The sequence below is a fragment of the Actinoplanes hulinensis genome (genome assembly GCF_019429605.1).
Taxonomy (GTDB): domain Bacteria; phylum Actinomycetota; class Actinomycetes; order Mycobacteriales; family Micromonosporaceae; genus Actinoplanes; species Actinoplanes campanulatus.
This window is the reverse complement of the sequence record NZ_JAHXZI010000014.1, coordinates 1-26,478: the sequence shown is the minus strand read 5'-3', so window position 1 is coordinate 26,478 and position 26,478 is coordinate 1. Positions and strand designations below refer to the sequence as shown.

Sequence of the window (26,478 nt, the reverse complement as noted above, 5' to 3'; positions counted from 1 at the left end):
CGCCGTGCCGGAGGAACCCTTCGACGAGCGGGCGATGCCGGAGCCCGCCGATCCGTGGCGGACCATCGGCCGCCCCGGTACTCCCGACGAGCGCACCGCCTATCTCGGTTCCTCGGACTTCGCCGGTTCCTCGGACTTCGCCGGTTCTTCGGACGAGCGCACCGCTCGTTTCGCCGACCCGGACGCGACCGTCTCCATCGGCTCGCCCGACCGGACCGTGCACCTGTCCGGGCCGCCGCTCGCCCCGACCGTCCACGCGGGCCCTCCGCCCGCGCCGACCGTCCACGCCGGCGGTGAGTCCGAGCCGACCATCCGCACCCACAGTGAGATGCGCTTCGGGCCCGGCGTGCCGGCGACCCCGGTGGCCACCCCCGCCTGGCCGGCCGCCGCCCCGGCCACCCGCCCGCGCCCGCTGCTGCGCCGGCTGGTGTCGCTGGTCTCCGGCCTGCTGACCCTCGCGCTGGTCGTGGTGGTCGGCCTCTACCTGTGGCAGCGGCTGCGCCCCCTCGAGGTGGAGGGCGCCACGGTGGCCGTGCCCCGGCCCGCCGGAAACCGCTGCGACGTCGCCGTCGACGTGGTCGCCACCGTGCGCACCAACGGCCGCGGCGGCACGATCCGCTACCAGTGGTTCCGCTCGGACGCGCCGCCGGGACCGGTGCTCACCGAGCGGGTGGGCCGCGGGCAGGACACCGCCACCCTCACGCTCACCTGGACGTTCAGCGGCGTCGGCAGGGCCACCGAGACCGCCACCGTCAACATCATCGAGCCGTCACCGGTCCAGGCCACGGCGCCGGTCGTCTACCGCTGCCGCCGCTGATGCTCCGGAGATCCTGACCCGGGCGGTCGGCCTGCTCGCCCGGGCCATGGACGGTTGATCCGCGCTCAGTCCGGCACCTCGGCGCCGGCGAGCCAGCGGCGCAGCACGTCCTTGCGGATCTTGCCGACGTGGCTGCGGGGCAGCGCGGCCGCCACCTCCAGCCGGGTCGGCCGGTACCAGCCGGTCATCCCCCGCCACGTCAGGTAGTCGCGCAGTTCGGTCAGGGTCGGGGGGACCCCGTTCGGGACGACCACCGCGCACGGCAGTTCGCCGCCCCGCTGGTCGACGTATCCCACCACCGCGACCTCGCGCACCGCGGGGTGCCGGGCCAGTTCCATCTCGACCTCCTGCACCGGGATCATGTGCGGGTGGCCGATCCGGTCGTCGACGCGCCCGGCGATGCGCATCGCCCCGCTCGTCTCGCGGGTGACGAGATCCCCGGTGGAGAACCAGCCGTCGTCGTGCTTCCAGGTCTCGCGCACAGTGAGCTGGTCGTGCCACACGCCCAGGCAGACGGACGGCCCACGGACCCGCATCGGGAAGATCTCGTCCGCCTCCCCGGTGGACACCAGATCGGTCTCCAGGCCGGTCACCGGGTACCCCACCTGGAGGTCGTCCGCCGCGGGCGGAGCGTCCGGGCGGGTGCGGATGCCCATGCCGGTCTCGGTCATCCCCCACACCCGGTGCATCGGTTTGCCGAACGCGGCCGACACCTCCTGCAACATGGCCGGTCGCATGGCTGCGCCGGTGGTGATGGCGGTCCGCAGCCGGCTGAGCGCGCGGGGCCGGCGGCGCTGGGCGGCGGCCAGCTCCTGCCAGTGCGGCGGCGCGGCGGACAGTTGGGTGACGCCCGCGCTTTCCGCCACGTCGAGCATGACCTCCGGGTCCCAGCGGTCCAGGAAGATCCCGGTGCCGCCGGAGAGGATGGGTCCCCACACCGCGAACAGCAGAGAGGTGGTGTCGTACGCCGCGAACGGTGTCGCGAACACCTCGTTCTCTCCCCAGCCCCGCTCCTGCACGGCGGCATGGGCGCCGGTCCCGCAGCGGAACGTGTTGTGGCTGTGCAGGACCGCCTTCATCTCGCCGGTGCTGCCCGAGGTGAAGACCACCATGGACGCCCGGTCGGGGTCGTCGAGGGTGAGCCGGTGCGGCGCGTCCGGCAGGTCGTGCCAGGTGTGCACGAAGAAGCCGGCGAAGTCGATCGCCCCGGTGGCGGCCGCGTCGCCGAGCACCACCCGGTGCCGCAGCCAGAGCAGCCGGGGGGCCACCTCGGCCAGCGCCTCGGCGTGCGGGAAGCCGTGCCACTGGTCGGGCACCACGCACACCGTCGCCTGGGTCATCCGCAGCACGCGCTCGAGCTCCCGTTGGCGGACCGACGGGGAGACCGGCACCGCGACCGCACCGGCACGCAGGCAGGCCAGCAGGAGGGCGATCGCCTCCCACGAGTTGGGCAGCTGGACCACCACCGGATCGCCGCGGCGGACCCCGAGGGCGAGCAGTGCCCGGGCGAAGCGGTCGACGTGCTGCACCAGCTGCGCGTACCGCATGGTGACGGTGCGGCCGGCGGCCGCCTGGTGCAGCAGGAACGCCGGCCGGTCCGGGTAGCGGGCGGCCACGAGATAGAGGTCGTGCAGGATGGTCTGCCGCCGCCACCAGCCCTCGGCATAGAACCGGTCAGCGACGTACGGCGGTGGTCGCAGCGCCCGGGCCAGCGCGGCGAAATCGCTCTGTTCCTCGACCAGGACCGGTGACGACGGCATCTCGATCTCCTCTTCTCGGTGTCAGCCGACCTCGACCGGCGTCGCCTGGACGGTCACGATCGCCGGGGCCGGATCCTGATCGTCCTGCGGCAGGGGCATCTGCCAGTCGGTCAGCTGCTGGCGGGTCAGGCCGAGGGTGTTGTGGCCGACCCACTGCTCGACGATCCGGCCGTCACGCAGCCGGAAGGTGTGGATCTCGCTCTCCACGCCCTCGGCCCCGGTGGGCGGGAAGGTCATGAACGGGCCGGTGTTGTGCCACCGGATGCTCATCCGGAGCGTGACCTTGGTGCCGTCGGCGTTGCTGAACTCGTCGTGCAGCGAGGCAGTGAGCCCCGGGTGCGCCCGGTGGAACGCCGCGAGGAAGCCCTTGATGAAGGCGACGCCGGTGTCACCGCGGCGGAACGGCGTGTAGAAGACGACGTCGTCGGCGTACATCTCGGACAGGGTGTCGTAGTCCGCGGAGGCCACCGCGGTGAGGTAGCGGACGCCGAAGCTGTCGGTCATGGTTGTGCCTTTCGGGTCGAGGTGGAACGGATCAGCGAACCCGCTGGACAGCGGTCGCCGGCTCGGTGGCGTCCTCGGTCTCCGGCCGCTCGGGGGCGGCCGGAACCGCGTCGCGGTTGGACAGCAGCAGGCAGAGGAGGGCGGCGACCACCAGGGTCGCGATGGGCAGCAGCAGCGTGGGGCGCAGCGCCTCGGCGAAGCTCCGCCCGAACACCTCGGCGGCCAGCGCGCCGACCTGCGCCCGCTGGGCCTCGGGGATGCCGAGGCGGGCCAGCGCGGCCAGCGGCGAGAAGGAGGCGCTGCCGTCGGCGATGCTGCGCATGGCGGCCACGAACCCGTCGCGCACACCCGGCGGCACCTCGCCGGCCCGGTCGGACACCGCCACGACGATCCGGCTCGACAGCTGGGACTGCAACAGCGCGCCGACGGCGGCGCCGCCGAGCACGGACCCGAACTGGCGGGCGAGGCTGATCACCCCGGAGGCCGCGCCGGCCATCTGCACGGTGACGCCCCGCATGGCCAGCGTGTTCATCGGCGCGAAGACGGCGCCCATGCCGACGCCCGCGATCAGCAGACCCGGCATCAGTGACAGGCGGGACGAGTCGGCCTCGGCGGTGGCCGCGAGGATCCCGAAGCCGGCCGCGAACAGGACCAGGCCTCCGAAGAGGATGAACTTGCCGCCGACCCGGTCGGCGAGCTTGCCCGCGAACGGGGCGATCAGCAGCTGGACGATCGACGGCGGGGCCAGCACCAGCCCGGCCTGCATCGGCGACAGGTCCAGCACCGACTGGAGGTAGAGGGTCAGCGGCAGCAGGAGCGCGGCCACGGAGAACAGGACGGCGGTCGTCACGAAGGCCATCACCGAGAAGTCGCGGCCGGCGAAGAGGCCCAGCGGCAGCAGCGGGTTGCGGTCACGGCGCCACCACTGGTCGGCGACGAAGAGTGCGAGCAGCAGCAGACCCGCGCCCAGCAGCAAGGGGATGGAGAAGACCGCGTTGATCCGGCCCCAGTCGTAGCGCTCGCCCTCGATCAGCGCGTAGATCACCGCCGTCAGGCCCGCGGTGGAGAGCAGCGCGCCCAGCGGGTCGATCGAGCGGCCGATCCGGGGTGTGGCCGGGATCACGAGCACCGCGAGGGCGAGGACCGCGATTCCGATCGGCACGTTGACGTAGAAGATCCAGCGCCAGGACGCGTTGTCGACCAGCACACCGCCCACGATCGGGCCGGCCACCGGGGCCAGGCCGGCGACACCGCTCCACACCCCGAAGGCGGTGCCCCGCTTCTCGCGCGGGAAGACCATCGTGATCAGCGCCAGCGTCTGCGGCAGCAACAGCATGCCGCCGACACCCTGCAGCGCCCGGGCGCCGATCAGCTGGGTGGAGGTCTGCGCCAGGCCGCACAGCAGCGATGCGACGGTGAAGACCAGGACACCGGTGATCAGCATCGAACGCCGGCCGAGCACGTCACCCAACCGGCTGCCGACCAGCAGCAGCGCCGCGAACACCAGGGTGTAGGCGTTGACGATCCACAGGATCTCGTCGAACGAGGCGCCCAGATCGGCGGTCAGGCTGGGGATCGCGATGTTCACGATGGTGGTGTCCAGCAGGACCATGAAGAAGCCGAGGCACAGGGTGACGAGCACTGCCCACGGATTTCCTTGCAACTTCCTCACTATCACGTCTCCTCGGATTTCGGTTCCGCGTCGGTGCGTTCGGCCCATACGACGCGGGGCACCCGTCGTCTGTGACATGCCGTGCGAAGTAAGGTGAGAACGAGATCGGTAGCCACGGCAGGAGGCCGCGCGTGTCCGGACAGACCGTGTTCACCGACGATTTCCAGCGCCATCGCGGGCTGCTCTTCCAGCTGACGTACCGGATGACCGGCAGCACCGCCGACGCCGAGGACGTGGTCCAGGAGACGTGGCTGCGCTGGCACCGGGTGGAGCCCGGGACGGTTCGTGACCCGCGCGCCTTCCTGGTGCGCACGGCCACCCGGCTGGCGATCGACCACCTCCGCCGCGAGCGGGTGCGCCGCGAGGCGTATATCGGACCCTGGCTGCCCGAGCCGCTGCCGAGCGCGCCGGGCGCCGACGAGCCGGTGGCGCGGACCGAGTCCGTCTCGATGGCCATGCTGGTGCTGCTGGAGTCGCTGTCGCCGTTGGAGCGTGCGGTCTTCGTGCTGCACGACGTCTTCGAGTTCGGTTACACCGAGGTGGCCGAGGCCGTCGGCCGTGCCGAGCCCGCGGTGCGCCAGCTCGCCGCGCGGGCCCGCGCGCACGTCCGGGAACGCCGTCCGCGGTACAACGCCGATCCCGCGCTCCGGCGGACCGTCACGGACCGGTTCCTGAAGGTCTGCCTGGGCGGCGACCTGAGCGGGCTGATGGACGTGCTCGCCCCCGACGTCGCGCTGTGGGCCGACGCGAACGGCTCCAACGAGATGCCGCGCGAGGTGCTGTACGGCTGGGACGCGGTGCTCGCGTTCTTCCGCGACTCGATCAAGCTGTTCCCGCCGGACATCGCGGCGCACCCGGCCGACCTCAACGGAGGGCCCGCCGGCCTGCTCGCCACCGCCGACGGGATCGCCGCGGCGGTCCTGCTCGACCTCGACGAGCAGGGCCGGGTGGCCGTGGTCCGGCTGGTCCGCAACCCGGAGAAACTCACCCGCCTCGGCTCGGTCCCCGGCTAGGTCACCGTCCGTTTTCCGCTCCCTTGTGGTACGCGTGTCCTCGCCCCCGTCCTGTCAGGACAGTGCCGTCCGGTCGGCGCGATCCCGCTGCCGACTGCGGCCTGTGCCGCGCCCGCCGGGCTGAGATCGGTGCCCGGGCGCTTTTCGGTCACGCTGGGCGGGTGGTCGCGGTCTTGCCGGCCAAGCACCGGGACTGCCCACTCCCGGCCATCGCGCCGGTCGCGCCGGGTGAGTGGCTGCGGTCTTGCCTCCCTGGCACCGGGGCTGCCCACTCCCGGCCATCGCGCCGGTCGCCCGGTGCGGGTGGTCGCGCTTTCGAGGGTGGGTGGGCGCACACGGCGGTGTCGTGGTCGCCTACCTGACCTATCGCCGCGATGACCTCCCACGTGGCGGCTTTCGTGTGCGTTCACCTCCGAACGCCCGGCCGGTCGGAACTCCGCGTGAGCGAGGGGCCCCGTTCACCGGCCCTTGTGGAACATCCGGGTAGCCGGAACAGCACGGATCTACCACGCACCCTCACGCACACAAGATCACGGTCACGGTGAGTGACTTCCGACGGGTTCACCGTGGCGCGACCGGCATCAAGCGCAACCACCCACCCGGCGCGACTGGCATGACGGCCGGGAGCACCACCCCCGGTTGCCTGGCAAGCACCACCGCAACCACACACCCGGCGTGAGCGGCAGCATGCGGAGGTGTCCAACCGATCTGAGCCCGGCGGGCGCGGCACAGGCCGAAGTAGGCAGCGAGATCGCGCCGCACGGACGGGACAGCCCTGATGGAACGGGGCAAGGACTCGCGTACAAGAAGAAGGAGCTGGAAGCGAAACGCGGACCTCGACCACGGGAGATCTCTAACCGCCCGCCGCATCCCCACGATCGGGGTCAGCCGGCATCGGCACGCCCGGCGACCTCGGCGTAGCCGGTGGACTCGGCGCCCCGCTGCTGCGAGATCCACTGAGCCACGTGCACCCGCGACGGCAGGTCGAGCTTGCGCATGATCTGCCGGACGTGGTTGATCACCGTCCACTCCGACAGTTCGAGGCGCTTGGCCACCTGCCGGTTCGTCATGCCCTGCCCGACGAGCATCGCGACCTGGAACTGTCGGGCGGTCAGGGTGCGGGCGCGGCTGCCGTCGAGGACCTCGACCGGCTCGGCGCCGGGCGCGGACAGCAGGTCAAGGGTCGCGGCGGCGGCGCTGGACCGGCCGCCGGTGCGCCACGCGGTCTCGAAGGCCAGGGCGCCGAGCCGGGTACGGACGTCGTCCACCGCGGTCCGCAACGCCGCCGACTCGTGGGGCAGCAGCGTGACGCCGGCACGTTCGCGCACCGCGTCGGCGGTGCCGAGCACCCGGGCGACCCGGGTCTCCTGACCGGCCACACAGGAGAGCAGCAGCAGCGCGGCGTGGGTCAGGCCGCGGCCGAGTTCGCCCTCGGCGCCGACCTCGTACAGCATGCGCAGGCTCCGGCGGTGCAGCTGGTCGGCACGTTCGACGGCGCCCTCGGCGTCGGCGATGACGGCGGCCTGCCGCAGGGCCAGGGCCTCCCCGTAGGTGTCGTCGAGACGCCGGTACGCCGCGAGGGCGGTCTCCGCGTGTTCCGCGGCGGCGGCCATGTCACCGTTGCGGATCAGGACGTCGGCGAGGCTCAGGCGGACCGCCGCGGCCGCCGCGGGCCGGGACTCGTCCAGGGCCGGCAGGATCCTGGCGGCCGGGTCGCGGCCGGTGCCGGAGCCGGCGAGCAGGCGTGCCGTGCGGCCGCGGGCCCGGGCCTGGAGCACGTCCGCGGGGTCGCCGACCGCATCGGCCAGCACGTCCACCGCCCGCTCGTGCCGGTCGGCGGCGGCGTCCGGGTCGCCGAGGGCCGTGGCCAGCTGGCCCGCCGCGTCCCGGACCCGGGCGGCGAGCGGCGGGTCGATCTCGGCGCACTGCTCGGCGGCGGCGTCGAGCAGCCGCAGTCCCTCCGCCGCGCGGGTGTCGATCAGGAAGTACCGGTGGAGGTTCAGGCTGTGCGCGGCCACCTCCCGGTGCAGGCCGCCGGCGCTCAGGTGGGTCAGGGCCGCGAGCAGATCGTCGTGGACGGTGCGCAGCCGGTTCAGGGCGGTGGCCTGGGTGGCCCCGTCGAGGGCCGGGCCGGTCCGGGCGGCGAGCGCGGCGAAGTAGCGGGCGTGGCGGTCCCGGGCGGCCTCCAGCTGTCCGGGGACCCGGGTGAGCCGGTCCCGGCAGTGCGCCGCCATGGTCCGCAGCATCCGGAACCGCGGCTCGTCGCCGGTGTGCTCGGCGGCCGTGATCAGGCTCCGGTCGGCGAGGGCCTCGACCGTGTGCTCGGCCGCCTCGGGGGTGAGCTCGCACAGCTCCTCGACGGTTCGCAGGTCGAAGCCGTCGAGGCAGAGGCTGAGCCGGTCCAGGGCCTCCCGCAGCGGCGGTTCGAGGGCGTCGAGGCTCCACTCGATGGTGGCCGTCAGGGATCGCTGGCGGGGATGCGCGGCCACATGCCCCCCGGTGAGCACACCGTTGCCGGCGCGCACCCGGGTCAGCATCGTGGCGAGGGAGAACAGCCGCAGGCGCCCCGCGCACAGCTCGATGGCCAGCGGCAGTCCGTCGAGCCGGGCGCAGAGTCGCGCGACCACCGTGGCGTTGTCCGCGGTGAGGGAGAAGGCGGGGTCGACGGTCCGGGCACGCTGCACGAAGAGCGCCACCGAGGCGTACTCCTCGAGCTCCAGCGGGTCGGCCCGGGCGCCCTGGCGCGGCGTGGGCAGCGGGTCCACCCGGAACAGGCGCTCGCCGTACACCCCCAGGGCTTCCCGGCTGGTGGCCAGCACCCGCAGCCGGGGCGCCGCGGTGAGAAGGTGGTGCAGCTCGGCGGCGAGGCCGGCGGCCCGCTCGCAGCCGTCGAGCACCAGCAGCAGCTCGTGCCCGTCGCCGGCGCCCGGCGGGAAGACCCGCTCGGCGAGGGCGGCGAGCGCCGCACGGCCGTCGGTCACCCCGGCCAGATCGGCGATGACGACGTCGACCGGCTGCTCGGCGGCGGCGAGCTCGGTGGCGGCCAGGGCCAGGCGGGTCTTGCCGACCCCACCCGGCCCGGTCAGGTTCAGGATGCGGAGGTCCGGGGAGAGCAGGTGCCCGGTGAGCGTCGCGAGTTCCTCCGTACGGCCGACGAGCGGCAGCAGCGACCCGACCGGAAGGAATCCCGAGGAGCGATCGATCGTTTCGACAACCCCCGGTAAATGGTCACGCGACACCTCATAGCCCCCGTACATCTGATGAAGATCACCAATCGGCAAGCGGGCCTTTACATCGGCCCTCGTCGTTCCATTAGATAGTTCTCCCACCTTCCGGGCGCAGATCGCCAGGCGTGATTGACATTACATAAACGTCGATCAAACCGTTGATCTCTTGCCCGCGACACCGACGGCGACGTACACCCAGCCGAAGTAGCGCTCCAGCATGCGCATGGTCTCCGCATGGCGCGCCACCTCCTCGAAGGGCTTGCGCCGCACCATCTCCAGCGTCCCGCCGAACGGCGCCACCATCGGCCCGATCGCCGGCACCGCGAAATTCGGCCACCAGCGCGGTAGCTTGTAGTCCAGCGCCACGAACCGGCCGCCGGGCGCCAGCGCATCGAACCCGTGCTGGATCACCGTGTCGAATTCCCTGATCAGGGTCAGCGAGAAACACGCGATGATGCCGGCGGTGTCCTTCGGGAAGACGAACCTGGTCAGGTCCGCCTCCTGCAACGTGACGTTGGTCAGCCCGTGCTGGCGTACCCGGTCGTCGGCCCGGGCCAGCATGGCGTCGGTCAGATCGACACCGATGACCCGCCCGGTGGGACCCACCGCCTTCGACAGCAGCGGCAGATTGTGGCCGGTGCCGCAGCCGGCGTCCACCACGGTGTCGCCCGGTTTGAGATCGAGCTGCTGGACGGCCAGATGCTTGTAGGCCATCGTGCGCTGACCGACCACGTACAGCCGGTTCGACACGATGTCGTACTTTCCCGCCAGATTGCGGTAGACATCCACCATGCGGCGGTTCTCGTCGACGGTCATGACCGCTCCCCCTCGAAGATCAGGCCCCGGTCGGCCGGGGGTGTGACGGTGTCGATGACGGTCCGGCGGGGGCCACGGAGCACCGCGGCCACGATGCCCGGCCGGAAGACCACGGTGGGCGGCGCCACCAGGTGCGTCATGTCGAACAGCGCGGTGGCCGCACGCTGGTCGTCGGTGACCACCCGGAGCAGGCGCTGCATGTACCGGCCGGCGAGCCGGTCCGGCAGCGGCTGGCTGCCCTCGCGCGCCCAGGGGTAGCCCGAGTCGGCCGCCGCCGACAGCGCCCAGGCCGCGTTCACCTCGGCCGCGATCGGTTTGCGCAGGCGGGCCGCGAGCCCGGCCGGCAGGCGGCCGGCGTTGCGTTCCCGGGCCGCGGCCATCGCCCGGCCGACCGCCACCGCGGTCCGGGCGGCCACCGAGATGCCCTGGCCGTACGAGGGGTTGAAGGAGCCGAAGGCGTCACCGGCCACGATGAACCGGTCCGGCCAGCGGGACAGCCTCTCGTAGTGCCGGCGGCGGTTCTCGGTACGGCCGGACCCGTACACCGGCGACACCGGGGTCGCGGTGCGCAGCGCCTCGTAGAGCACCGGGGTACGCAGTCCCCGCGCGAATTCCACGAAACCGTCGTGATCGTGTGGCGGGCGTTCACCGTTCATCCCGGTCACCGACACCATCCAGCGGCCGCCCTCGATCGGGTTGAGGATGCCCTGGCGCGGTTCCCGTTCGGTGGACTGGATCAGGATGCACTTCCAGTCGCGCCGCTGATCCGGCCCGGGCTCGAACACGCACGTCGCATAGGAGGTCCGGGGGTCCACCACGGACTCCTCCGGCGCGTCGTACCCGAGGGCCCGCAGCCAGGCGCCCGCCTGTGACGTACGGCCCGTCGCGTCCACCACCAGGTCGGCCCGCAGGTCGCTCTCCTCGGTGCCCCCGCCGGCGGTCCGGGTGCGGACCCGGACCCCGGCGACGCCACCGTCGTCCGCGGCGAGCAGGCCGGTCGCCTCGGTGGCCTCCAGCCAGTCGACGTTCGGGATCTCGCGCAGCCGGGACCGCACGTGATGGTCCAGCAGGTCCCGCGTTCCGGTCAGCACCACGTGCGGGCCGTCGAACCGGTTCACCCAGCCGCCGGCCACCAGCAGCAGCATGTCGCGGGGCATCCGGACCGGCACCATGCCGGCCGTGCGCAACTGGCCGGTGAGGCCGGGGAAGAGCTCGTCGAGCGCCCGTTGCCCGGCGGCGAGCAGGTTGTGGGTGTGCCGCGCCTGCGGCACACCGCGCCGCCAGGCGGGCCGGTCCGGCAGGGTGTCGCGTTCGACGATCGTCACCCGTTCGACGTGGTCGGCCATGACCCGGGCCATGACCAGGCCGGTGATGCTGGCGCCGAGCACGATCGCGTGACCGCCGGCGGCCGGGGCGGTCACCGGAGGATCCCGTCGATCCAGGCGCCGGCGGCGGTGAACCACTCCGCGGCGTTCGCGTGCACGTTCAGCGCGTGACCGGCGGCGGGGAGCACGAACACCTCCAGCCGGGCCGCGGGCGCGTAGAGCGGCCGCTCGTGCGCGAGGACCGTGGCGGCGTCACCGCCGCCGAAGATCCGGTCCTCGGCTCCCACCACCAGCATGACCGGGACCTCCACGCCGGCCGGCACCGCCGGGTCGTAGATCCGCTGGAGGGTGCCGCCCTCGCCGAGGGTGACCGTCGACTTCGTCTCCTCGTGCCACTTGCTCAGCTCGGGCGTCACCGCGCCGGGGTGCTCGTAGAAATCCGCCCGCCTACCGGGCTGGGTGGTGAGGTAGCCCTCCGGCGCGGTGTCTGCCTCGAACGCCGGGTCGAGCGCCGCCGGGTGGAGCCCGCCGGCGACCTCGTCGTGGAGTGGGCCGAAACGGTGCTGGAGCCCGGTGACCACCACGCCGTCGACGTCGCGGTGCTCGGCGGCCTCCAGCAGCGCCAGACCGGAGCCGAGCGAGTGCCCGACCACGATCACCCGGCGGAACGCGGGCAGGCCGGCGTGACCGGCCCGCAGCGCGGTGATCACCTGGTGCAGCGCCGCGAGGTTGCCGTCCACGGTGACCTCGGTGGCCGGCGGCCGGCCGCTGCGCCCGGTGCCGATCCGGTCCAGGGCCAGAACGGCGTGACCGGCCCGGACCTGGTGTGCCACGTAGTCGTTCGCACCGGGCAGCGTCCAGTACCGGCTGTCGTAGGTCAGGCCGGAGATCAGGACCTGGACGGAATCGGGGGCCGGGCCCTCGGGCAGGAAGAGCTCGGCGTGCACCGGGTACCGGACCGGATCGCCGTCGTGCAGCGCGACGTCGAACGTGATCGCACGGTTGGCTGACATGCTGTTCTCCTTAGGGGAAACGCCGGGCCGGGCGGAACTGGATCTCGATCTCCGGCTTCAGGCCCAGGTCGGGTCCGGTGACCGGCACCGGGGTGCGGATCAGCACGTTGTAGTGGTTCGGGAAGTGGCAGCCGTCGAAGCCGAGCACCGTGCCCACCACCTCGCCGCCGATCACCACCTCGTCGCCGCGGTCCAGCACGCCGGCGTTGCCGACCTCGGCGAACCCGAGGAAGCCGACCCGGTCGATCCGGGCGCCCGCGGCGGTCTCGGTGTGGTCGGTGGTGACGAGTTCGTGCACCTCGCCGGCCCGCACGCAACGGCTCGCGAACGGCTCCAGGCTCATGCCGCGGTCGTCACGCCGGTGGACCAGCGTCTTGACGACCACCGCGTGGACCGGGCGCTTCGGCCCGTCCTCGGCCGGATTCATCGCGCCTCCCGGGCGTACGTCTGCTCGACCAGCCGGAGCGCGGCGAGACCGTCCTCGGTACGGTGCGACGACGGCCCGCCCCGCACCGCCGCCGCGAAATCGGTGAGCACCGCGACGTACTCGTGCCACAGCGAGCTCTTGAACTCGGAGTGGCCGGCCAGCATGTCGGCGTACGCGGTGGTCCCGTCGGCCAGCCGTACCGTGACGTCCTTGATCTCACCGGGGTAGGCCCAGTCCAGCTCGACCCGGGCCGGAACCCCGCCGGCGGACAGCAGCTCCACGACGGCCTGCTGGTCGACGCCCGCGCCGTCCCGGGTCACCCGGACGTCCTCGACGGAGACCTCACCGAGGAAGAGCCGCACCAGGTCGTACGCGTTCGGCCCGTTGTCGGCGACGCATCCGCCACCGCACCGGCCCGGATCCAGGTACCAGCTGTCGGTGCCGGCGTGCTCCTCGATCTTCTCCAGGTACCGCACGGTCAGGTCGGCGACCGGCACCCCGGCCGGCAACCCGTCGCGCAGCCGCAGGACGTTGTCGTTGTACCGGCGGTGGAAGGCGGTGAACAGGGTGAGCCCACGGGCGCGGGCCAGATCGGACAGTTCGCGGCCCCCGGCGACGTCGAGGGCCAGCGGCTTCTCCACGCAGACCGGCAGGCCCGCGTTCAGCACGTCCCGGCAGATCTCCAGGTGCACGTCGTTCGGGGCGTTGACCACGACGGCGTCGATCCCGCCGGCAGCCAGCATCGCCCGGTGGCCGGTGTAGCGCCGCGCCCGCCCGGCGAACGGGTCGAGCACCTCCGGGCGCAGGTCGCACACCGCCTCGAGGCGGATGCCGGGCACCCCGGCGAACGCATCGACGTAGAACCGGGAGATCACGCCGAGGCCGATCACCCCCACCCGCAGGTCGCTCATCGGATCACCGCCGGGAAGGCGACGCCGGTCTCGTCGGCGACCGCGCGCAGTTCGGCCGCGAGGGCCGCGCCGAGCGGAACACCGTCTCGCTGGTATTCGCCGGCCCGCTCCGCCTCGTACCAGCCGGGATAGCGGACCCCCCGGCCGGGCCGCGTCGCCGGGCTGTCGAGCAGCGCGCCGAACAGCGCCGTGACGGTCTGCCGGAAGCCGTCCGCGCCACGCAGCTCGCCGGGTGCGACGGCCAGGGCGAAGACGCCGATGTCGTCGTCCCGGCCGGTGGGGCCGCCGTCACCGCCGAACGCCTCCGGATCGGGGCCGAGTCCGGCGCCGGCGACCGCGGCCGCCAGCACCTCCACCAGCAGCGCCAGCCCGTACCCCTTGAAGGCCCCGGTCTCCGGCGAGCCGCCGAGCCACTGCACGTAGGCCTCCCGGCGGTCCAGCGCGCCCGGGTCGGTGACCGGCCGGCCGTCGGTGTCCTCCAGCCAGCCCACCGGGATCGTCTCGCCGGCGCGCTCGGCCGCCCGGATCCGCCCGGTCGGCACCACCGTCGTGCTCATGTCCAGCACGAAGGGGTGGTGCGGGCCGGCCGGCGCGGCGATGCTCAGCGGGTTGGTGCCGAGCAGCGCGGGCCGGGCGCCCGGCGGCCGGGCGATCCGCTGCCGGCCGCAGTTGCCGGCCAGCAGGCCGACCATGTCGTGCGGGACGGCGCGGGCCGCGTGGAAGCCCGCGCAGCCGAAGTGGGTGGCGTTGCGGATCGACACCAGGCCGACACCGTGCTCGCGGGCCCGCTCGACGGCGAGGTCCACCGCCTCGGCGGCCAGCCACAGTCCCAGCGCCCGGCCGCCGTCGAGCAGCACGCTGGCGCCGCGGTCGGCGAGCACCCGCGGCTCCGCGACCGGATCGGCCCGCCCCTCGGCGAACAGGGGCAGATAGAGGCGGGTCAGATTGGCCAGCCCGTGGGATCGCACGCCGGTCAGGTCGCCGTGGCACAGCGCCTCGGCCGCCGTCCTGGCCCGCGCGGCCGGCACGCCGTGATGCTCGAAGACGCCGGTGGTGAAGGTGATCAGGTCCGGGTAGGCGACCGAGACGTCTCCGGTCACCGCCACGGTGCTTGCTGAGGTCATCGATGGTCAACTTTCGGTTCGGCTGAACTGGACCAGGACACGGCCGATCGCGGCGGCGTACCGCTCGAGATCGGCCACGTCGACGTACTCCCCCGCCGCGTGTGCCCGGTTGGCGGCGAGATCGCCGGGCCCGAACACGGCGGTGTGCGCGCCGGGCACCCCCTGCATCCAGATGGCGTCGCAGGTGAAGCCCGGCTCGTCCGCCGGCCAGCGCGGCAGGCCGGCGTGCTCCTCCAGGAGCGCCCGGGCGACCGGGTCGCCGGACGGGGTCAGCGCGGGCAGGTCGCGCTTGAGCCATTCCAGGCGGGTCACCGCGGCGGCGTCGGTCGCGGTCCGGGCGAATCCCGGCCGGCCGGCGAAGACGGTACGGAAGGCGGCGAGCCCCTCGGCCACGGCCTGTTCGGTCGCGGCCGCCAGCGCCCGGCCCGCCTCCGGGGTGCCGTACGACAGGTTGAGCAGCAGGCGGCCCGAGCCGTACACCCGGTTGTGGGCGTCGCCGGTGTGCATCCCGGCCACGCAGACCTGCCCGCCCGCGGTCTCGCCGGACAACGCCACGGCCAGGTGCTGGGCCAGGTAGCCGAGGAGCACTGTCGCGTTGTGCCCGGCGCCGGGCCGGTCGTCGATGGCGTCCTCCCCGTCGACGGACAGGCACGCGGTCATCGACGCGGTGCAGTGGTCCAGCAGCCGGCCGCCGGTCGGCTCGCAGAACAGGTTGATCCGGCCGGTGAAGCCGGCCCGCACCAGGGGCCGGGTGCCGAGGACCCCCATCGCTCCGCCCTCCTCGCCGGCCACCGCCTGGATCAGCACGGTGACCCGGTCGGTGAGCCGCGGCTCGGTCTCCAGGGCGGCGCGGACGCCGGCGAGCAGGGCGACCGCCGGGCCCTTGGCGTCCACCGCGCCGCGGCCGTGGATCCGGTCCGCCTCCTCCCTGACCGGCTCCACCCCGGCGACCGTGTCCAGGTGCACGTTGAACATCACGGTGCGGTCGGCGGACCGCGGCGGGCCGAGCCGGAGCACCAGGCTCGGCTGGCAGGCGAGGAACCCCGGGTCGGCCGCCGCCCGCCGGACCGACGCCGGCACCCCGGTCCCGGTCAGGTCGGCGGCGGTCGGCGCCTCGTGCCGGGCCACCACGAAACCCAGCTCCGCCGCCGCGGCCGCGTAGGCACGCTGGGCCTGCCACAGACCGTCCGAGAGGACCCCGGTCTCGAGCGGGCTGACCGTGTCCACGGCGAGCAGGCGCAGCAGGAGGTCACGGTCCGCGCGCCGCAGCTCCACCTGCCCGGCCGGGATCTGCGGGGCGCTCACGTGCGGACCCGTAGCCGGGGGACGGCGGTGCGCAGCAGCTCTTCGAGCCGCCGGCCGTACGCCACGAAGGCGTCCTTCCCGGCGGCCCCCGCGTCGGTCACGCCGGCGTGCGGCTGGACGTTGAGGTGCGGTTCGATGGAGCAGACCCCGGTCCAGTTCCGGTCGGCGAGCAGCCGCAGGCAGTCGGCGACCCGGCAGTCTCCGTCACCGGGATCGGTCCAGACCGGAGTGCCGGCCCGGTCGACGCCGTCCTTGACGTGCACGTGCGCCACCGCGTCGACCACCTGGGTGAGGAAGTCGTAGCCCTGGTAGCCGTACGCCAGGCCGTTGCCGATGTCGAAGACGAGCCGAAGCGCGGGGCTCTGCACCGCGTCCAGCAACCGCAGCGTCCGCTCGGCGCTCTCCCCCGCCCAGCCGGCACAGTTCTCGTGCAGCAGGACCAGTCCCTCGTCGGCCGCCTGGGCGGCGAGCAACCGGATCCGGCGGACCACCTCGGCGCCCCACTGGGCGGCGGTCAGCCCGTCGTTGGGGTAGGACATGATGCGCACGTACCGGGTGCCCAGCGCCCGGCAGCGCGGCGCGAGGGTGGCCAGCTCGGCGACGTCGGCGCCCAGGTTGCCGCTGATCGGCCGGCCCCAGTTCGCGATCCGCGAGTCCACACAGGTCACCCGCAGGCCGGCCGCGGCGATCGCGTCCCGGGCCTGCTCGAAGGCGCCGTCGCCGAGGTCGGCGAGAGCGTGGCCGTCGACGTTGCGCAGCTCGATCGCCGACCAGCCGAGCCGGGTGTGCGCCTCGATCTGCCCGGCCAGGTCCGGGGCCGCCTCGTCGCCGATGCCGCCCAGGGTGATGCCCGAGGGCGCCACGGTCAGCCGCCGCTCAGCCATGACGGGTCCCGGCGAGCGTCGGCGGCCGCGTCGCCTGCTCGGCCGCCGTGATCCGGGCCTTCGCCGCGCTGATCAGGCGTACGACGTCCATGTTGAGCAGCAGGTCGAGCTCGTGGTCGGTCTCGTCCCGGAACGCCGTGTACGCGTGCAGCATGAACTCGGTCAGCGAGTCGTCGACGAACATCTGGCGTGCGCCGGGATGGGCCAGCCCGGAGGTCCGCAGATGCGCGTAGTGGTCGGTCTCGCTGCTCGGGTAGAACCCGACGGCCTGCCCTCCGGTGAAGGTGAGGGTGATCCGCCGCTCGCGGATCGGCGAGGTGAGGTCGGTGAAGATGTGCGTACGCGTGCCGGTGGCGTGTGCCAGGGTCAGCCGGCCGGTGCCCATCCGCGGGACCACCCGGTCGCCGGCGCGCATGTCGGTCCAGCCGGCGTCGACCAGCCGGGCCGGGCCGGCCAGGCGCAGCGCCACACCGGTCGAGTGCGGCACCTCGACGTCGAGCGCGGTCGGGTGGCCGTCGCCGCGCAGCGTACGCCCGAGGCGCGGCTTGGTCTGGAGGATGTCGATGCGGCTGAGCGTGCCGAGGGTGCCGTCCGTGATCAGCCGGCGCAGGCCGGCGGTGAGGGTGCTGGCCAGCCACGGCGCCACCACCACCATGTGCAGGCCGAGGCGGCGCCGCAGGTCGAGGATCTGCTCGGCCGACGCCTCGTCGGTGGCCACCGGCTTCTCCACCAGGAACCGCCGGTAGCCCATCGCGGCCAGCTCGCGCAGGACGCGGACCCGTACCTCGGGTGGGGTGCAGAGATGCACCACGGTCTCGTCCGGCGGCGCCACGGCGGGGGCGGCGGCCAGGTCGGCGAGCGGCCGCAGATCCGGCGCGGGGGCCGGTGCGGGCGCGTACGGGTCGTGGACCGCGATCGGCGCGTCCGCGAACAGCCCGGCGTGCCGGCCCGCGCGCAACCGGCGCAGGACGGGCAGGTGCAGGCCGTGGCCGGATCGCCCGAACCCGATGATCAAGACACGGAACATGACGGTCTCCCCCTCGTCACCGGTCGCGGTAGGCGACGTGATTCGCCGTCAGCCGCAGTGCCGGATCCCAGCCGGGTGACAGGTCGATCCCGTCGAGGGCGGTTCCGGCCTCGGCCACCAGTTCGTCGATGTGCTTCTCCACCTGTTCGCGCACCCCGAGCCGGTCGAGCTCGCCGATCAGCGTCGCGGCGCCGGTCCCGGCGCCGTCGAGCAGGTCGCCGATCCGGTCGTTCTGGGCGGCCGCGAGGGCCAGGAGCAGGGTCATCTTGTGCCCGGCGACGTCGAGACGGGACGGCTTGCCCGAGGCGGCGGAGTCGCCGTACGTGTCGATCAGGTCGTCGCGGAGCTGGAACGCCTCGCCGAGCGCGTCGCCGAAGCGGGTGAACGGCTCGATCAGATCGGGCCGGCCGGCCAGGACGGCGCCGAGGGCGAGCGGCCGCTGGATGCTGTACCGGCCGGACTTGGCGATGGCGATCCAGCGGGCCAGCGGAGCGTCGAACCGGCGCCCGGCCGCCGCGCGCAGGTCGAGGAACTGCCCGACGAGGACCTCCTCGCGCAGCTCGAACCAGATCCGGCGGGCGTCGGCGGGCAGGCCGGCCGTCAGCCGGTCGGCGTAGCCGTGCGCCAGGTCGCCGGCGAGGGTCGCCACCGCCTCGCCGTAGCGGCGGGACTCACCGGCCCACCCGGCGGCACGATGCTGATCGGCGTGGTGCTCGTGAGCGGTCGGCCGGCCACGGCGCAGCGCCGAGTCGTCGAAGACGTCGTCGTGCAGCAGCAGGAAGGCGTGCAGCAGCTCGATCGCCGCGGCCGCGTCGACGACCGGCCCGGACGCCGCCTCGGCACCGCCCGCGGCGAGGTAGCCGCTGATCACGAAGGACGGCCGGAGCCGCTTGCCGCCGGAGCCGACGAGCGTCTCGATCGCCTCGACCGGGACGGCCGCCAGGTCGTGCACCGCGGACCACCGGGCGTGCTCGCCGGCCAGCAGTTCGCCGATGCGTTCGTCGGCGCGGGCGAGCAGGCGATCCCGGGCCGCGGCCGCCGCCCGGGCGGCCGCCGGCAAGCCGGTTTCCTGATCTGCGGACATAAATGAAGCCCCCGATCCACCACTGCTGAACTGAAATTGAACGCGCGGAATCCGGTCGGCTGCCGATAACCGAGTAACGCCTGAAAGGAGGCCGGATGCCGCCGGAAGAGGCCCGGCAGCGCGTCGGCTAATACGCTCGGGGACCACCGCGCACCTTGTCAAGGACATTCCGGCGTTGTCAAATAGACCGATATAACGGGCAAAGAGCACCAGGAATGCCCGAAAAATCCGGTCTGCCCCCTCCCTCAACAGGGCCCCGGCAAGGCATGGCTGGTTCTTGTTACGGCTGCCATTAGGCATTGCCAGAAGCTGTCAGTTGTCGCTGGAGATAGCCGTGACCTAGGCTTCGTCGAGGTTGCCTACGATCGACCGTGATTGACGTCGGCGAATCTTTTGAAACATTCTCCGGGTTGTCTACGACCTGTAAAGAGACTCCCTCATTCACCGATTCTGAGGAGCTGCGCGTGAAGCCAGCAACGGCGCCACCTGCCGGCGTCCCGTTCTTCACCCAGGCGAAAAGCTTCGACGCCAGATGGCCGGAGATCGCCCGGCACCTCCACGACGTCTTCGACCGCGGCAAGTTCTCGCACGGCCGCAAGGTCGAGGAGCTGGAGCAGGCGATCGCCGGCTACACCGGCGCCCGGTTCGCGGTGGCCGTCAACAACGGCACGGACGCCCTGACCCTGCTGCTGCGCGCCGCCGGGATCGGCCCGGACGACGAGGTCGTGGTGCCCGCCTTCACCTTCGTGGCGTCGGCCAGCTCGGTGGCGCTGGCACGGGCCCGCCCCACCTTCGCCGACATCGACCCGGACACCTACGGCATCGATCCCGCCTCCGCCGAGGCGGCGATCACGCCCCGGACCGCCGGGATCATGCCGGTACACCTGTTCACGCAGATGTGCGACATGGAGGGTGTGCTCCAGCTCGCCGCCCGGCACGGGATCACGGTGCTGGAGGACAGCGCCGAGGCGATCGGCATGCGCTGGGACGGGCGGCACGCCGGGCTGCTCGGCGCGGGCGGCGTGCTGTCGTTCTTCCCGACCAAGACGCTCGGCGCCATCGGCGACGCCGGGATGATCATCACGGACGACCCGGGGATCGCCGACCGGGCCGGCACGCTGCGCCACCACGGGCGGATCGGCCGGACCATCGACCACATCGCGGGGATCTCCAACCTCTCCGGCGTCTCGGGCACCAACAGCAAGACGGACGATCTGCAAGCCGCGGTCCTGCTCGCCAAACTGCCGCACCTGGACGACGACATCGCGACCCGGGCCCGGCTCGCCGAGGCCTACACCGCGCGGCTCACCGGCGTGCCGGGGGTACGCAGGACACCGCGCGTGGTGACCCGGCCGGTGCCCACCGACTCGGTCTTCTACGTCTACCTGATCGAGGTGGACCGCCGCGACGACCTGGTCGCGCACCTCACGGCCCGGGGCATCGGCACCGAGGTCTACTACCCGATCCCGCTGCACACCCAACCCGTCTTCGCCGAGCTGGGCTACCGCCAGGGTCAGTTCCCGCACGCCGAGGCGGCCTGCCGTCACGCGGTCGGCCTGCCTTTCTATCCCGACCTGAGCATCGACGACGTGGACCGGGTGTGTGACGCCGTCCGCGAGTTCTACACCGGGAGCGCCGCGTGAACCTGCCCTTCTTCCCGCCCGACCTGTTCGAGACCGACCGCGACGCGATGCTCGCCCTGGTGCACGAGGTCGGCACGACACCGGACCAGAGATTCATCCTCGGCGAGCGCACCGCCCGGCTGGAGGCCGCGCTGGCCGAGATGACCGGCGCCCGGCACGTCATCGCCTGCGGCAGCGGAACCGGCGGGCTGGAGCTGAGCGTGCGGGCGCTCGGCCTCGGCCCCGGCGACGAGGTCATCGTGCCGGCCTTCTGCTGCCAGCCGGTCGCCAGCGCGGTGGCCAACGTGGGGGCGGTGCCGGTGTTCGCCGACATCGACCCGTGGACGCTGGTCATGGACCCGTTCGAGACCGAGAAGCTGATCACGCCACGGACCAGGGCGCTGCTGCCGGCCCACGTCTTCTCGATCATGGCCGACATGCCCGCGTTCCGGGACATCGCGGCGCGCCACTCGCTGGCGCTCATCGAGGACGCCGCGGTCGCCCAGGGCGCGGTGCTCGGCGGCCACCCGGCCGGCCGCTGGGGTGACCTGGGGGTGTTCTCCTTCTTCCAGGTCAAGGCGTTCGGCACGCCGGGTGAGGGCGGCATGGTGCTCACCGACGACGACGAGCTGGCGCGGGCCTGCCGGATGATCCGCAACCACGGCCAGGACGGCGTGACCCGCTTCCTGCACCACCGGCTCGGCGTCAACAGCCGCTTCGACGAGGTGCTCGCCGCGTTCCAGCTGCACCGGCTGCCCGGCTTCGCCGACCGGCTGGAACGCCGGGCGCGGATCGCCGACTACTACACCGCGCGCTTCGCCGGGCTCGCCGACCGCGGGGTGCAGGCGCCTCCGCCCGGCCGCGACGGCCGCTGCTACTACGTCTACTCCCTGCTCGTGGACCGTCGTGACGAGATGCGGGCCTGGCTGACCGAGAAGGGCATCGGGTCGCACGTCTACTACCCGATCCCCCTGCCGGAGCAGCAGGCCTTCGCGAACTTCGCCACGCCGGACCGGGCCTGGCCGAACGCCCGCCGGGCCGGCCGCGCCAACGTCGCCATCCCGATCTGGCCGCACCTCACCGACGCCGACGTCGAGTACATCGCCGACACCGTCTGCGCGTTCGTCTCCTGAGAGCCGCCGCCCGTGACCACTGGAGCCACCGACATGAATCTGCTCGAATCCTCCACCGACGACATCTCCTCCGGCTACGTCTTCGATCCCGGCTGGGACCGCGAGACCGAACGGCTGCGCACCAACGAGGCCCTCTGGGACCCGGGAACGGTCGCTCGCTTCGACCAGATCGGTGTCGCACCCGGCTGGTCCTGCCTGGAAGTGGGCGCCGGGTACGGCTCCGCGGCCCAGTGGCTGGCCGACCGGGTCGGTCCCGGCGGCCGGGTGGTCGCCACCGATCTGGAGGTCGAGCGGCTGGGCTGGCTGAGCGGCCACCAGGTCGAGGTGTGGTGCCACGACCTGCGCTCCGACGACCTGCCGGCCGACGCGTTCGACCTGATCCACTCCCGGATGCTGATCCAGCACCTGCCGGACCGGGAGGCGGCCATCGCGCGGCTGGTCCGGGCCCTGCGCCCGGGCGGCACCCTCTTCCTGGAGGACACCGACTCGCTGCCGCTGTTCCGCAGCTTCCGCTCGACCGACTTCCTCCAGGACGTCCGGGAGGCCGGGTACGGACTGATGGCCCAGGCCGGGCACGAGCCCCGGGGCGGCCACTTCGACCTCCAGGCGGCACGCGCGCTCGGCCTGGACGCCCAGGCCGACGGGCGTGTGGTGATGGTGCGCGGCGGCTCCCCGCAGGCCCGCCACTACATGCTGTGGCTCGACTACATGCGCCCGAGGATCCTGGCGGCCGGCCTGCTCACCGCCGAGCGGATCGACGAGGCGCTGGCCGAGATGGCCGACCCGGAGAACTACTGGCTCAGCCAGATCCTCATCTCCACGATCGCCCGCCGGCCCTCCGGCTCACCGGGAGCCGGCCGATGACCGTGCTGCCCGTGACGCCACCGCTCGGCGACCGGCTGCGGGCGTACGCGAAACTGGCGAAACTCTCCTTCTACGACTACTACCTCTGCGTCTTCGTCGTCTGGACGCTGCTCACCGCGCCGGCGCGGACCGATCCGAGCACCTTCGCCGTGCTGCTGCTCTTCGATCTGGGCTGGGCCGGCGTGGTCGCGGCGACGGTCACCCTCGACGACGTGACCGGTTACCGCGACGGCAGCGACGACCGCAACTACGCGCCCGGGGCGGCGCTGCGCGACCGGGCCCGCAAGCCGCTGCTGAGCGGGGCGCTGACCGTCAGGCAGGCGGTGCGGTTCGGCTACGCGGCGGCGCTGTGGGGGGTGCTCTGCTGGACCGCGGCGATCCTGATCGCCCCGTACCAGCCGGTGGGGGCCATCGTGGCGGCCGCGTTCTCGGTGTTCATCAGCGTGCAGTACTCGTACGGTCTGCGCCTGAGCTACCGCGGCGGCCAGGAGCTGGTGATCCTGCTCAGCACGGCGCTCTGCGTCCTCATCCCGTACTGGCTGCTGGCCGGCTCGGTCAGCGGGCTGGCGCTGCTGGAGTCGTTCCTGTTCGGCCTCTGGAGCCTGCTCGTCTCGGTCTACTCGAACGTCAACGACGTCGAGGGCGACCGCGCGGCCGGCCGGCGCAACCTCGCCACCCGGGTGTCCCCGGACACCTACCGGGTGCTGATCGGCCTGCTGACCCTGCTCGAACCGGTGGCGATCGGCATCGCCGTCGCCACCGGGGCGGCGCCGTGGTGGTTCGCCGTGATCTGGCTGCCGGTGCTGCTGATCCGGCTCCGGCAGGTGGGCTTCGGCCTGCTGCGCGAGCAGCCCCTCGCCGCCCGGAAGCTGGGCATCACCGCGCACCGGACCGGGGTGGCCGTCCTCGTCGTGGCGAACCTGCTCATCTTCCACGTCCGCTGAGCACCGTACGCAATCGAACGCACGCACAAGGAGATCAGCGATGGTGACGCGCATCGAAGCCGGCCCGGCGCCGGCCACCGACGTCCACGACAGCGGCTTGCGGGTCGTCATCGTGGGCCAGGGTTACGTCGGGCTGCCACTGGCCGTCCGGGCCGCCGAGGTCGGGCACACCGTGATCGGGTACGACGTGGACGAGCGCCGGATCAAGCGGCTGGCGGCCGGCGAGTCGTACGTCGAGGACATCCCCGCCGAGCGGCTCGCCGCCGTGCTGGGCAGCGGCCGGTTCCAGCCCACGCTCGTCGAGGCCGACCTGGCCGGGTTCGACGTCGCGGTGATCACCGTGCCGACGCCGCTGCGCGACGGAGCGCCCGACCTGTCGTACATCGAGGACGCGTCGCGGACCCTGGGGCGGCATCTGCGGCCCGGCGCCCTGGTGATCCTGGAGTCCACCACCTATCCGGGCACCACCGAGGAGATCGTGGCGCCGCTGCTGACGGCGGCGTCCGGGTTGCGGCTCGACGACTTCCACCTCGGCTACAGCCCCGAGCGGATCGACCCGGGCAACCGGGAATGGCACCTGGAGAACACTCCCAAGCTGGTCTCCGGCCTCGGCGAGGCGGCACTGCGGCGGGCCGAGCAGTTCTACGGCAGCGTCGTCGAGCGCACCGTCCCGGTCAGCTCGCCGAAGGTGGCCGAACTGTCCAAACTCATCGAGAACACCTTCCGGCACGTCAACATCGGTTTCGTCAACGAGGTCGCGATGTGCGCCGAGGAGCTCGGCATCGACGTCTGGGAGGCGATCGACGCCGCCTCCAGCAAGCCGTTCGGGTTCATGCGGTTCACGCCCGGTCCCGGGGTCGGCGGCCACTGCCTGCCGATCGATCCGCATTACCTGTCCTGGCGGGTGCAGCGCAAGCTGGGCAAACGGTTCCTCTTCGTGGAACTCGCCAACGACGTCAACGAGCACATGCCCAACTACGTGGTCAACCGCCTGTTGCAGGGGCTCAACCGGCAGCGGCAGGCGATCAACGGCTCGCGGGTGCTGCTGCTCGGGCTGGCCTACAAGAAGAACACCAGTGACGTACGGGAGTCGCCCGCCGTGCGGGTCGCCGAACTGCTCGCCGCACGGGGCGCCGACGTCCGTGCCGCGGAGCCGCACGCGGTCGAGGCGCCCCCGGCGGGCGCCGGCGTCACCCGGGTCGAACTGACCCGCCATGAGGTGGAGGCGGCCGACGTCGCGGTCATCCTGACCGACCACGACGACTTCGACTACGACATGGTCGTACGCCACGCGCGGTACGTCTTCGACTGCCGGAACCGGGCGCCGGCCGGGCACGCCAATGTCGAACTCCTCTGAGCCGTCCCTGCTGCGCGACTTCTCGTTCCCGGCCGTGGTGGCCGGTCTCGTGGCCGCCCTGGTCTCCTATGCGGGCCCGCTCGTGGTCGTCATCCAGGCGGCCCGGGCGGCTCAGCTGAGCGACGAGCGGCTCGCGTCGTGGATCTGGGCGATCTCGATCGGCAGCGGGCTGGCCGGCATCGTGCTCTCCCTGCGGTACCGGATGCCGATCCTGGCGGCCTGGTCCACCCCGGGCGCCGCGCTCCTGGTGACCGGGCTCGCCGAGTACCGGTACGCCGAGGCGGTCGGCGCCTACCTGGTCGCCGGGGTGCTCACCGTCCTCGCCGGCCTGAGCGGCGTGCTGACCCGGCTGATGGCGCGCATCCCGGTGACGATCGCCGCCGCGATGCTGGCCGGCATCCTGCTGCGCTACGGCCTCGGCGCGTTCGGCGCCCTCGACAAGGCTCCATTGCTGGCGAGCGTCATGATCCTGACCTACGTGGTGGCACGTCGCCTGCTCCCCCGGTACGCCCTGGCCCTCACCCTCGCGACCGGGGTGCTCACCACGGCGGTCACCACCGGTCTGCACCTCGGCGGCGTCCGGCTGAACCCGGCCGTCCCGCTCTGGACGGCACCGCAGTTCAGCGCCGCCGCGCTGGTGGGTCTGGCACTGCCGCTCTTCGTGGTCACGATGACCTCGCAGAACGCGCCGGGCTTCGCGGTGCTGAACGCCGCCGGCTATCACCCACCGGCCGGCCGGGTGGTCCTGGCGACCGGCGTCGCGTCGGTGGCGCTCGCGCCGTTCGGCAGCCCCGGCATCAACGTCGCGGCGATCACCGCGGCGATCTGCGCGGGCCCCGACGCCCACCCGGATCCGCGCCGGCGGTACGTCGCCGGCCTGTCGACCGGTTTCTGGTACCTGCTGGTCGGCTCGGTGGGCATGGCGCTCGCCCAGGTCTTCCTGGCCCTGCCGTCGCAACTGGTGGCGCTGATGGCCGGGATCGCGCTGCTCGGCCCGCTGCTGAACGGCCTGGCCGGGGCGTTCGCCGAGCCGCAGGGCCGGGAGAGCGCACTGATCACCTTCCTGGTGAGCGGGTCGGGCATCACCGTGCTCGGCCTCGCCGCCCCCTTCTGGGGCCTGGTCCTCGGGATCCTGGCCCACCTGATCCTGACCCGGCGGCGCGTGCCCGGTCAGACCCCACATCTCATCCCGGACAGCTGGAGAAGACGATGAACCTTCGCTTGTTCACCTCCGAGTCGGTCACCGAAGGCCACCCGGACAAGATCGCTGACCAGATCAGCGACGGGATTCTCGACGCCCTGCTCGCGCAGGACCCGCGTAGCCGTGTCGCGGTGGAGACCCTGATCACCACCGGCCAGGTGCACGTGGCGGGTGAGGTCACCACCCAGGCTTACGCCGACATCCCCAAGATCGTGCGCGACACCGTCCTGAACATCGGCTACGACTCGTCGAAGAAGGGTTTCGACGGCGCCTCCTGCGGCGTGAGCGTGTCGATCGGCGGGCAGTCGCCGGACATCGCCCTCGGTGTCGACGGGGACGACCTGGACTCGCAAGGCGCCGGCGACCAGGGCATGATGTTCGGTTTCGCGTGCTCGGAGACGCCTGAGCTGATGCCGTTGCCGATCGCGCTGGCGCACCGTCTGGCCCG

At 72.8% G+C, this 26,478-nt stretch carries 23 protein-coding genes; 9 read left to right on the top strand and 14 right to left on the bottom strand.

Annotated features, from left to right (window positions below; translation table 11 throughout):
• The first annotated feature begins 4 nt into the window (after nt 1-4).
• Entirely contained in the window at nt 5-817 is an 813-nt protein-coding gene (locus KZ829_RS25360; protein WP_308285654.1) for a hypothetical protein, read from the top strand.
• A gap of 65 nt (nt 818-882) precedes the next feature.
• On the opposite strand, the gene KZ829_RS25355 is transcribed toward KZ829_RS25360, so the two are convergent.
• From KZ829_RS25355 to KZ829_RS25345, 3 genes are read right to left on the bottom strand one after another with little or no spacing between them, the layout of a single operon-like run.
• On the bottom strand, nt 883-2,577 hold the full coding sequence (locus tag KZ829_RS25355; RefSeq protein ID WP_220146425.1) for an AMP-binding protein: 1,695 nt from the start codon (nt 2,575-2,577) through the stop codon (nt 883-885).
• Nucleotides 2,578-2,598: 21 nt separating this feature from the next.
• Nucleotides 2,599-3,081: an ester cyclase gene (locus KZ829_RS25350; protein WP_220146424.1), complete on the bottom strand. Its 483-nt coding sequence runs from the start codon at nt 3,079-3,081 to the stop codon at nt 2,599-2,601.
• 31 nt (nt 3,082-3,112) lie between these two features.
• Complete coding sequence (locus KZ829_RS25345) at nt 3,113-4,753, bottom strand: DHA2 family efflux MFS transporter permease subunit (RefSeq protein WP_220146423.1); 1,641 nt, start codon at nt 4,751-4,753, stop codon at nt 3,113-3,115.
• Between the two features lie 131 nt (nt 4,754-4,884).
• Here KZ829_RS25345 and sigJ point away from each other — a divergent pair, with 131 nt between their 5' ends.
• Nucleotides 4,885-5,766 carry an RNA polymerase sigma factor SigJ gene (gene sigJ, locus KZ829_RS25340; RefSeq protein WP_308285653.1) on the top strand — a complete coding sequence of 294 codons (882 nt, stop codon included), beginning with the start codon at nt 4,885-4,887 and terminating at the stop codon, nt 5,764-5,766.
• An 884-nt stretch (nt 5,767-6,650) separates the two neighbouring features.
• On the opposite strand, the gene KZ829_RS25335 is transcribed toward sigJ, so the two are convergent.
• From KZ829_RS25335 to KZ829_RS25285, 11 genes are all read right to left on the bottom strand, one after another.
• On the bottom strand, nt 6,651-9,023 hold the full coding sequence (locus KZ829_RS25335; RefSeq protein ID WP_220146422.1) for an ATP-binding protein: 2,373 nt from the start codon (nt 9,021-9,023) through the stop codon (nt 6,651-6,653).
• A 120-nt stretch (nt 9,024-9,143) separates the two neighbouring features.
• Nucleotides 9,144-9,809: a class I SAM-dependent methyltransferase gene (locus KZ829_RS25330; RefSeq protein ID WP_220146421.1), complete on the bottom strand. Its 666-nt coding sequence runs from the start codon at nt 9,807-9,809 to the stop codon at nt 9,144-9,146.
• Nucleotides 9,806-11,230: an NAD(P)/FAD-dependent oxidoreductase gene (locus KZ829_RS44145; protein ID WP_220146420.1), complete on the bottom strand. Its 1,425-nt coding sequence runs from the start codon at nt 11,228-11,230 to the stop codon at nt 9,806-9,808. The genes KZ829_RS25330 and KZ829_RS44145 overlap by 4 nt, the downstream gene beginning before the upstream one ends.
• Nucleotides 11,227-12,147: an alpha/beta hydrolase gene (locus tag KZ829_RS25320; RefSeq protein WP_220146419.1), complete on the bottom strand. Its 921-nt coding sequence runs from the start codon at nt 12,145-12,147 to the stop codon at nt 11,227-11,229. The genes KZ829_RS44145 and KZ829_RS25320 overlap by 4 nt, the downstream gene beginning before the upstream one ends.
• 10 nt (nt 12,148-12,157) lie before the next feature.
• Nucleotides 12,158-12,574, bottom strand: coding sequence for a DUF6917 domain-containing protein (locus KZ829_RS25315; protein ID WP_220146418.1), 417 nt, complete (start codon nt 12,572-12,574; stop codon nt 12,158-12,160).
• Nucleotides 12,571-13,485 (bottom strand): Gfo/Idh/MocA family protein, encoded by a 915-nt coding sequence (locus tag KZ829_RS25310; RefSeq protein ID WP_220146417.1) that lies wholly within the window; start codon nt 13,483-13,485, stop codon nt 12,571-12,573. Before KZ829_RS25310 ends, KZ829_RS25315 begins: the two co-directional genes overlap by 4 nt.
• A complete protein-coding gene (locus tag KZ829_RS25305) occupies nt 13,482-14,609 on the bottom strand; it encodes an Ldh family oxidoreductase (protein ID WP_220146416.1) in 1,128 nt (375 codons plus the stop codon). Before KZ829_RS25305 ends, KZ829_RS25310 begins: the two co-directional genes overlap by 4 nt.
• A gap of 6 nt (nt 14,610-14,615) precedes the next feature.
• Nucleotides 14,616-15,914: a M20 family metallopeptidase gene (locus tag KZ829_RS25300; protein WP_220146415.1), complete on the bottom strand. Its 1,299-nt coding sequence runs from the start codon at nt 15,912-15,914 to the stop codon at nt 14,616-14,618.
• Nucleotides 15,911-16,798: a sugar phosphate isomerase/epimerase family protein gene (locus tag KZ829_RS25295; RefSeq protein WP_220146414.1), complete on the bottom strand. Its 888-nt coding sequence runs from the start codon at nt 16,796-16,798 to the stop codon at nt 15,911-15,913. The genes KZ829_RS25300 and KZ829_RS25295 overlap by 4 nt, the downstream gene beginning before the upstream one ends.
• Nucleotides 16,791-17,825: a Gfo/Idh/MocA family oxidoreductase gene (locus KZ829_RS25290; protein ID WP_220146413.1), complete on the bottom strand. Its 1,035-nt coding sequence runs from the start codon at nt 17,823-17,825 to the stop codon at nt 16,791-16,793. The genes KZ829_RS25295 and KZ829_RS25290 overlap by 8 nt, the downstream gene beginning before the upstream one ends.
• 16 nt (nt 17,826-17,841) lie before the next feature.
• Nucleotides 17,842-18,885, bottom strand: a complete 1,044-nt coding sequence (locus KZ829_RS25285) for a polyprenyl synthetase family protein (protein ID WP_220146412.1) — start codon at nt 18,883-18,885, stop codon at nt 17,842-17,844.
• Nucleotides 18,886-19,373: 488 nt separating this feature from the next.
• On the opposite strand from KZ829_RS25285, the gene KZ829_RS25280 reads away from it, so the two are divergent.
• The 7 genes from KZ829_RS25280 to KZ829_RS25250 all read left to right on the top strand — a co-directional run.
• Nucleotides 19,374-20,552, top strand: coding sequence for a DegT/DnrJ/EryC1/StrS family aminotransferase (locus tag KZ829_RS25280; protein WP_308285652.1), 1,179 nt, complete (start codon nt 19,374-19,376; stop codon nt 20,550-20,552).
• Entirely contained in the window at nt 20,549-21,664 is a 1,116-nt protein-coding gene (locus KZ829_RS25275) for a DegT/DnrJ/EryC1/StrS family aminotransferase (protein WP_220146411.1), read from the top strand. The genes KZ829_RS25280 and KZ829_RS25275 overlap by 4 nt, the downstream gene beginning before the upstream one ends.
• A gap of 33 nt (nt 21,665-21,697) precedes the next feature.
• Nucleotides 21,698-22,528, top strand: a complete 831-nt coding sequence (locus KZ829_RS25270; RefSeq protein WP_188123024.1) for a class I SAM-dependent methyltransferase — start codon at nt 21,698-21,700, stop codon at nt 22,526-22,528.
• Entirely contained in the window at nt 22,525-23,472 is a 948-nt protein-coding gene (locus KZ829_RS25265; protein WP_220146410.1) for a UbiA family prenyltransferase, read from the top strand. Before KZ829_RS25270 ends, KZ829_RS25265 begins: the two co-directional genes overlap by 4 nt.
• A 40-nt stretch (nt 23,473-23,512) precedes the next feature.
• Nucleotides 23,513-24,829 (top strand): nucleotide sugar dehydrogenase, encoded by a 1,317-nt coding sequence (locus KZ829_RS25260; RefSeq protein ID WP_220146409.1) that lies wholly within the window; start codon nt 23,513-23,515, stop codon nt 24,827-24,829.
• Nucleotides 24,813-26,042, top strand: coding sequence for a benzoate/H(+) symporter BenE family transporter (locus KZ829_RS25255; RefSeq protein ID WP_220146408.1), 1,230 nt, complete (start codon nt 24,813-24,815; stop codon nt 26,040-26,042). The genes KZ829_RS25260 and KZ829_RS25255 overlap by 17 nt, the downstream gene beginning before the upstream one ends.
• Nucleotides 26,039-26,478, top strand: a 440-nt coding sequence (locus KZ829_RS25250; protein ID WP_281428226.1) for an S-adenosylmethionine synthetase N-terminal domain-containing protein, incomplete at its 3' end; no start/stop codon positions are given. The genes KZ829_RS25255 and KZ829_RS25250, both read left to right, overlap by 4 nt.

Coding starts and splice junctions, on each gene's coding strand:
- KZ829_RS25355 (WP_220146425.1), bottom strand. CDS start 2,577: ATGCCGTCGTCACCGGTCCTGGTCGAGGAACAGAGCGATTTCGCCGCG.
- KZ829_RS25350 (WP_220146424.1), bottom strand. CDS start 3,081: ATGACCGACAGCTTCGGCGTCCGCTACCTCACCGCGGTGGCCTCCGCG.
- KZ829_RS25335 (WP_220146422.1), bottom strand. CDS start 9,023: ATGTACGGGGGCTATGAGGTGTCGCGTGACCATTTACCGGGGGTTGTC.
- KZ829_RS25330 (WP_220146421.1), bottom strand. CDS start 9,809: ATGACCGTCGACGAGAACCGCCGCATGGTGGATGTCTACCGCAATCTG.
- KZ829_RS25320 (WP_220146419.1), bottom strand. CDS start 12,147: ATGTCAGCCAACCGTGCGATCACGTTCGACGTCGCGCTGCACGACGGC.
- KZ829_RS25315 (WP_220146418.1), bottom strand. CDS start 12,574: ATGAATCCGGCCGAGGACGGGCCGAAGCGCCCGGTCCACGCGGTGGTC.
- KZ829_RS25310 (WP_220146417.1), bottom strand. CDS start 13,485: ATGAGCGACCTGCGGGTGGGGGTGATCGGCCTCGGCGTGATCTCCCGG.
- KZ829_RS25305 (WP_220146416.1), bottom strand. CDS start 14,609: ATGACCTCAGCAAGCACCGTGGCGGTGACCGGAGACGTCTCGGTCGCC.
- KZ829_RS25295 (WP_220146414.1), bottom strand. CDS start 16,798: ATGGCTGAGCGGCGGCTGACCGTGGCGCCCTCGGGCATCACCCTGGGC.
- KZ829_RS25290 (WP_220146413.1), bottom strand. CDS start 17,825: ATGTTCCGTGTCTTGATCATCGGGTTCGGGCGATCCGGCCACGGCCTG.
- KZ829_RS25270 (WP_188123024.1), top strand. CDS start 21,698: ATGAATCTGCTCGAATCCTCCACCGACGACATCTCCTCCGGCTACGTC.
- KZ829_RS25265 (WP_220146410.1), top strand. CDS start 22,525: ATGACCGTGCTGCCCGTGACGCCACCGCTCGGCGACCGGCTGCGGGCG.
- KZ829_RS25260 (WP_220146409.1), top strand. CDS start 23,513: ATGGTGACGCGCATCGAAGCCGGCCCGGCGCCGGCCACCGACGTCCAC.
- KZ829_RS25255 (WP_220146408.1), top strand. CDS start 24,813: ATGTCGAACTCCTCTGAGCCGTCCCTGCTGCGCGACTTCTCGTTCCCG.